Annotated in this window: 3 protein-coding genes; 1 reads left to right on the top strand and 2 read right to left on the bottom strand. The window is 55.5% G+C overall.

Annotated elements, in window-relative coordinates; translation table 11 throughout:
* Positions 1–273: 273 nt before the first annotated feature.
* Positions 274–1056: a hypothetical protein gene (locus NNN71_RS23355; RefSeq protein WP_271459462.1), complete on the top strand. Its 783-nt coding sequence runs from the start codon at positions 274–276 to the stop codon at positions 1054–1056.
* Positions 1057–1094: 38 nt separating this feature from the next.
* Here the strand turns inward: NNN71_RS23355 and mngB are convergent, their stop codons facing one another.
* Complete coding sequence (gene mngB, locus NNN71_RS23360; RefSeq protein WP_271459463.1) at positions 1095–3728, bottom strand: mannosylglycerate hydrolase; 2634 nt, start codon at positions 3726–3728, stop codon at positions 1095–1097.
* Positions 3729–3752: 24 nt separating this feature from the next.
* Positions 3753–5669 (bottom strand): PTS 2-O-a-mannosyl-D-glycerate transporter subunit IIABC, encoded by a 1917-nt coding sequence (gene mngA, locus NNN71_RS23365; RefSeq protein ID WP_271459464.1) that lies wholly within the window; start codon positions 5667–5669, stop codon positions 3753–3755.
* Between the last annotated feature and the right edge of the window lie 64 nt (positions 5670–5733).

The raw sequence follows: 5733 nt of genomic DNA on the forward strand, positions 1-5733 counted from the left end.
ATGATAATGTTAGTCGGTTCACAGTAATTTTTCGCTAGCACATATTTCGGTATTTCCTGGCGAATGCGTTCTTTTTTCCCCTTCCCGCTTACCCGATCGCCCATCAATCCAATCTATTAATTCAGATATGCTTCAAATGATTGTTAAAAATAATTGAGTTAAAAATAATAACCCACAAAAACTATTTCAGGCAGGCCACAGTTTTCCTCACAGACGATGTCAGAATAGATGCCAACTTACTGATACTCCACTTACTTTTTCCAAGGAACGCTCATGCCGTCTCGACTGACTACCGCCCTACTCGCCTGCTTTGCGATCTTGCCCGTTACCCTGCACGCCTATGCCGAAGATGCTGTCGATAAAGCCAATAACCCCCTGCACCTTGCCAGCTCTTTTGCGGTGCAGGATTACTACACGCCTGAAATCGATGGCACCAACCAGCACACCAACGATGTGCTGTTCCGCGCGACTATCCCCATCGACAGTAACGACCTTATTGCGGTACCGCAAATTATGCGCGTAACGGTGCCGATGGCGACTCGCCCGCAAAGCAGCGGCGGCTACGACAGCGGCATTGGCGATATCAATCTGTTCGATATTTTTTTGCTCAAGCAGGATGGCGTCAAACTGGGCGTTGGGCCGCTGCTAACGACCAACAGCGCGGCAAAGGAGGAATTGGGTACCGGGCAATGGCAGGCCGGGCTGTCGGCGGTGGCGGTCAATACCTCGCCGCGCTGGCTGACCGGCGCGCTGGTACAGTGGCAAAAAAGTTTTACCGGCGATAGCGATCGCGCCCATGTTGAGACGGCGACGCTGCAACCGTTCCTTATCTACAAAATGTCCCGCGGCTGGTTTTTGCGCTCCACCGCGATCTGGAGCTACAACGTCAAAAATGATGACTATGTGATCCCACTTGGGCTAGGCGGCGGGCGGGCGATACTGGTCGGAGACTATATTGTTAACAGTTTTATCGAGCCGCAGTGGACGGTAGCACACAGAGGGGACTATCAGCCGGAGTTCACGCTGTATGCAGGGTTCAGCATCATGCTGAAATAGGCCCGCAATAAGCGCCGGGAGGCGCTTATTGCGTAGTATCAAGCTAGCTTAAGACTGAAGGTGCGGGACTGACACGGCCGGAAAACGGTGGTGCTGTCCGGGGCTGCCTCCTGCTCGCCGTACGGTTTTTCATCCATTCCGGTTTCATGACACTGGATAACGCGGCGGCTATACGAAACCGCCGCCTCGCAGGATACGCTATCGGAAGGGTTGAACAGCCGCAAAATAAGCTCATCGCGATCTTCCGCTTTTTTCAATGCGCTAAGCTGGCAGCCAACCGGTGACATGCTTAACAGGCTATAGCTATCGGGTACGGTGAAATCGGCTTTGTTCAGCTTCATCGCATCCCATGGAATTTTGTTATAGCACTGAATAGGGGTAAGCCAGGCCCGCGCCTGCTGTGCCACCCCGGCATTAAGTGGGGTCCCGCTGTAGCTGAACAGGCTGAAGCGGCAATGTAACGCGCCGCGCATCTGGGAATCAGGGACCGGTAGTTTGATCCCTGAAGGGCGGCCAGGGCGCAGTAATAAATCCTCTTTGCCCAGTAAACCCACGCCGCGCATCAGCGTTAAAGCGAAGGTTTTTTTCTCCTCGCCAATCACTTCAAATTCCCGTAGCCCTTCGCTAAACAGTGCAAGACCGTTACGTCCTTCCTGCAAGGCCGCGTAATTCAGCAGGTTCCAGACCGGCACAGGCGCTTCCTTCCAGCCCTCCGCCTGCCAGTTCGCCATCGTGTCATCGCGTACCGGACGCACGACGGTGCCAAACTGGGTGTCGGCCAGTACCTCCTCGGTACGGAACGGCGTTGGGATCAGCACGCGCACGCGGTGGTCGTCGGCCTGATTATCGAGGCGGACTTCCACGTCAATACGACGGGTGTTATGGCTGAGCGTGACCGCTATTTCTACCCCCAGCTCACCATTGCGCTGACGCGCCGTGCGTTCGCTCAGGTTAGCGGGGACCGACATACGATAACGAATCACGGCGCGGCTTTGCCAGGCGTCGTGAATGACCTCATGTTCAAACACTGTCCCGGCCGAAGTAAGCAGCCACTCTTCCCGTGAGGGCGAGTAATCATACTCATCGCCGTCATCAGCGCCCTCTTCTATCTCCAGCACGCGTTGATAAACAATGCCCGAGTCTTTATCGCGTAGCTGCAAGGTCCCGTCGTCGTTGAGGTCGATCTGCCAGAAGGCATTTTCCAGCAGCGCCTCGGTTGGGGCGGCGGCCGGCACCTGGTTACCCGCCGCATTCGGCTCGATATACAACGTGCAATAGCCCATCGATGGCAGAATCTGTTTAAGCTGGATGTCGTACTCCATAAACGGCTCATAGTTACCGTAATGGACAATCTGGCGATCAATCAGCCCTGGGTCGAGTTCCCGCGCCGCGCAAATAAAGTAGGGGATCTCATGCCCTTTATTGTCCAGCAGCCGGAACTGGCTCGCACGCAGGCGAATCGTGGTGTTGATCACCTCTTCGCGCGGCCACGGCATCAGGTTAAACATGACCAGCTTGTCGTCCTCGCTGTGCGCCATATTGTCCGTTATCTTGCGTAGGTAGAAACGAATCAGGTTATCGGCCATGTCTTCAGCGAGGATAAAGCGCGAGGCAATTTCACGATGAACCTTGTCGCTACAGCAGCAGCCAATACTGTCGTGAGCGTGGTTTTTTAAGATCTCTTTCCACATTTTCTCCAGCAGGCCATGGTGATATTCAAAGCCCATGCTCCAGGCAAGCGTCGCCAGCGGCTCCAGCAGGTTGATGATTTTATTCTCAATGCGCGCATGGGCGATTTTGATATCCATACGCGTGGAACCGATAGTGCGGTGTACGCGCATGTATTTGCCGTCGATGAACTCGCCGTGGAGCGTCGCCAGCTCATCACGATGAGCCTCGATTTGCTCAAACACCTCTTCGAAACGGCTCATCACAAACTGCCGCTGCGGGTAGATCTCCCGCAGTTTATCCATCACCGCAAAGATGTTTTGCTGTAACGGCATCTGGTCATGGCCGTTCGGGAGCAAAATCTCTTTGGTCACCGAGGCTTTTTCCAGCACCTCAAAGTAGTTGTCGAGGCGTTTACGCAGCCCGGCTTCATCCTCCGGTAAGTACTTACCAATCGCGTAGCCCAACGGCAGCACCTGAGCGGCAACTTCACTGCCGTCCTGGCTTTGCCATAAAAACTCGGTCTTATCGGTACCGTGGCGCTCTGAACATCCACGCCAGAACATCGCGCGGGTGATGCCAAAGCCGTTATAAATGTGCGGTAGCTGCCCGGACATACCAAACGAGTCGGGAAGGTAACCAATCTTCATCGGTTCGCCAAATGCCATACAGTCGCGGATGCCGTACATCAGATTACGGACAATGGATTCACCCGAAACGATAGTGGTATCCGTTTGCGTATACCATGGCCCAATAATCAGTTTTCCGGCCTGGACAAGCGACTTAACGCGCTGCCGATTTTCCGGTTTAACGGCAAAATAGTCCTCCAGTACCGCCGTTTGCCCATCCAGGACGTAGTATTTATAGTCGGCATCCTGCTCAAGACGCGTGAGGATCTCTTCCATATTGTTGACCAGTAAAATACGCGACTCTTCCGTCGTGAAATACCACTCTCGATCCCAGTGCATATGCGGCGTTATGTGAACGCGAGATACTGCTTTCATCTTCGTTTCCTGTTTAATCAGTGCTTACGGCATCACGCTGTCGGTGACGTATTTCCCTTTTCTGACCGCCTGACGTCGCCAGAGCAGCAGCACCACGGTGGAAATCACTGTCCCAACCAGCGCAGCACCAAACCAACCTGCCGCGGCGACATAAGCGCTTAGTCCGCCATGCTGCAGTAAAAATAAGGAGAAAATCCCGGCGCCAGGCGTTGAGAGTCCAATCCCCATGGCGCCGACAATGGCTCCGGTCGCCATCGATCCCAGGACAAAAGAGCCAATCACGCGAACCGGATCTTCAATCGCCATCGGAATCGCCCCTTCGGTGATCCCCGCCAGCCCCAGCAGCCAGGTGGATTTACCGGTCTCAATTTCAAACTGTTTAAACAGATTCGGCGCCAGCATGGTGGACGCGGTGACGGTAAAGGCAGATACCATTTTCACCGACGCGAAGATGGCATAAGGGCCATACACGCCGTTGGCCATCGCCCCCAGGCAAAACGCATAGGCCGCTTTGTTCACCGGGCCGCCGAGGTCGAACGAACACATAAAGCCGAGAATCACGCCCAGCAATAGCGCATTCGCCCCCGAGAGTCCGTTAAGCCAGGCGGTAAGCGAGTTGTTGACCCAGGCGACGGGTTCGCCAATGACAAACAGCATCAGGCTGCCTGCGGCCAACGTCCCGATGACCGGGTAGAGGTAGAAGGTCATGAAACCGTTAAAGCGGTTGCTAAGGCGAATATGCTGTTTCACCCAACGCATGAGGTACCCCGCGATTAAGCCGCCGGCCACCGCGCCTAAAAATCCCGCGCCGATCATATTGGCGGCGAGACCCGCGGCAAAACCCGGCGCCAGCGCGGGTTTATCCGCCAGTGAATAGGCGGTATAAGCAGCCAGAACGGGGACCATCAACGTGCCAAGCATGCCGCCGCCCAGCTTGCGGTACATCCACAGCCAGGAGTTTTCAAGGTCAAAGAGATGCTGCAGGCCAAAGATTTGCGCCAGCAGTACCGCCACCGCCAGCACCGTCCCGCCGGCGACGATCAGCGGCACCGCAAATGAAATCCCGCTAAGCAGCGCTTGCTTCAGTTCGGCTTTTACGCTTTTTTTCACCGCCTCTTGCGGCTGAGCGATTCTATTGCCTTGCGTCGGTTTCAACGCCAGCGCGCGTTCAATCAGCGCCTCGGCATGGCGCAGCGGTTCGGCGACCGGGACTGAAATAGCCGGAATGCCGTTAAAACGCTCGCTCTCTTTAATCGCCACTTCCGCCGCAAAAATACAGGCTCGCGCAGCATTCAGCTGTTGCGCGGTAAGGCGGCCTTCAATGCCGTTGGCCCCCTGCTTTTCCACCACCACGTTAACGCCCATCCGGCGTCCGGCTTTTTCCAGATACTCCGCTGCCATATAGGTGTGGGCGATACCTGCCGGGCAAGCGGTGACACAAACAATTGTCGGTGCGTCATCGCTGAGCGCTGCGACGCTTTTTTCTGGCTCAGCATCCAGCGCCGCCAGTAGTGCCTCGGGGCTATCGGCAGCCATCACCCGCTGTCGTACCTCATCATCGGCCAGACGGGTAGTCAGATCGGTCAGAATCTGGATATGCGTCGATCCCGCTTCTGCCGGCGGGATGGCCAGCAAAAAAATCAACTCGACCGGTTCAGGGCCATCGACCCCTTCCCAGGCCAGCGGTTCACGTAGCGTCGCCACAGCAAACGCCGCCTCTTTCACCGCCGCGGTTTTACCATGCGGTACCGCCAGTCCTTCACCAAGGGCTGTGGGCCCCAGGGATTCCCGCTCGAATACTTCCGCAAGATAAGCGTCCGCATCGGTAATTTTTCCCAGTTCAACCAGCCGCTGCGCAAGCTGGCGAATCGCGTCGTCGCGATCGGTAAAGCGGGCGTTTAGGCAAACCGCACGAGGGTGGGACAGGGTCGTCAGGTTCATCATGATCCTCACTGAATTGTCGTTATAGTGTGCAGCGATTGTGTCAGACAACATAATACATTTT

The organism is Kluyvera sp. Awk 3 (genome assembly GCF_028069715.1).
In the GTDB taxonomy this organism is placed as follows: Bacteria; Pseudomonadota; Gammaproteobacteria; order Enterobacterales; family Enterobacteriaceae; genus Kluyvera; species Kluyvera georgiana_A.

Bases quoted from the DNA above. Each gene is read 5' to 3' on its own strand.
- mngA (WP_271459464.1), bottom strand. From the start codon at position 5,669: ATGAACCTGACGACCCTGTCCCACCCTCGTGCGGTTTGCCTAAACGCC.
- NNN71_RS23355 (WP_271459462.1), top strand. From the start codon at position 274: ATGCCGTCTCGACTGACTACCGCCCTACTCGCCTGCTTTGCGATCTTG.
- mngB (WP_271459463.1), bottom strand. From the start codon at position 3,728: ATGAAAGCAGTATCTCGCGTTCACATAACGCCGCATATGCACTGGGAT.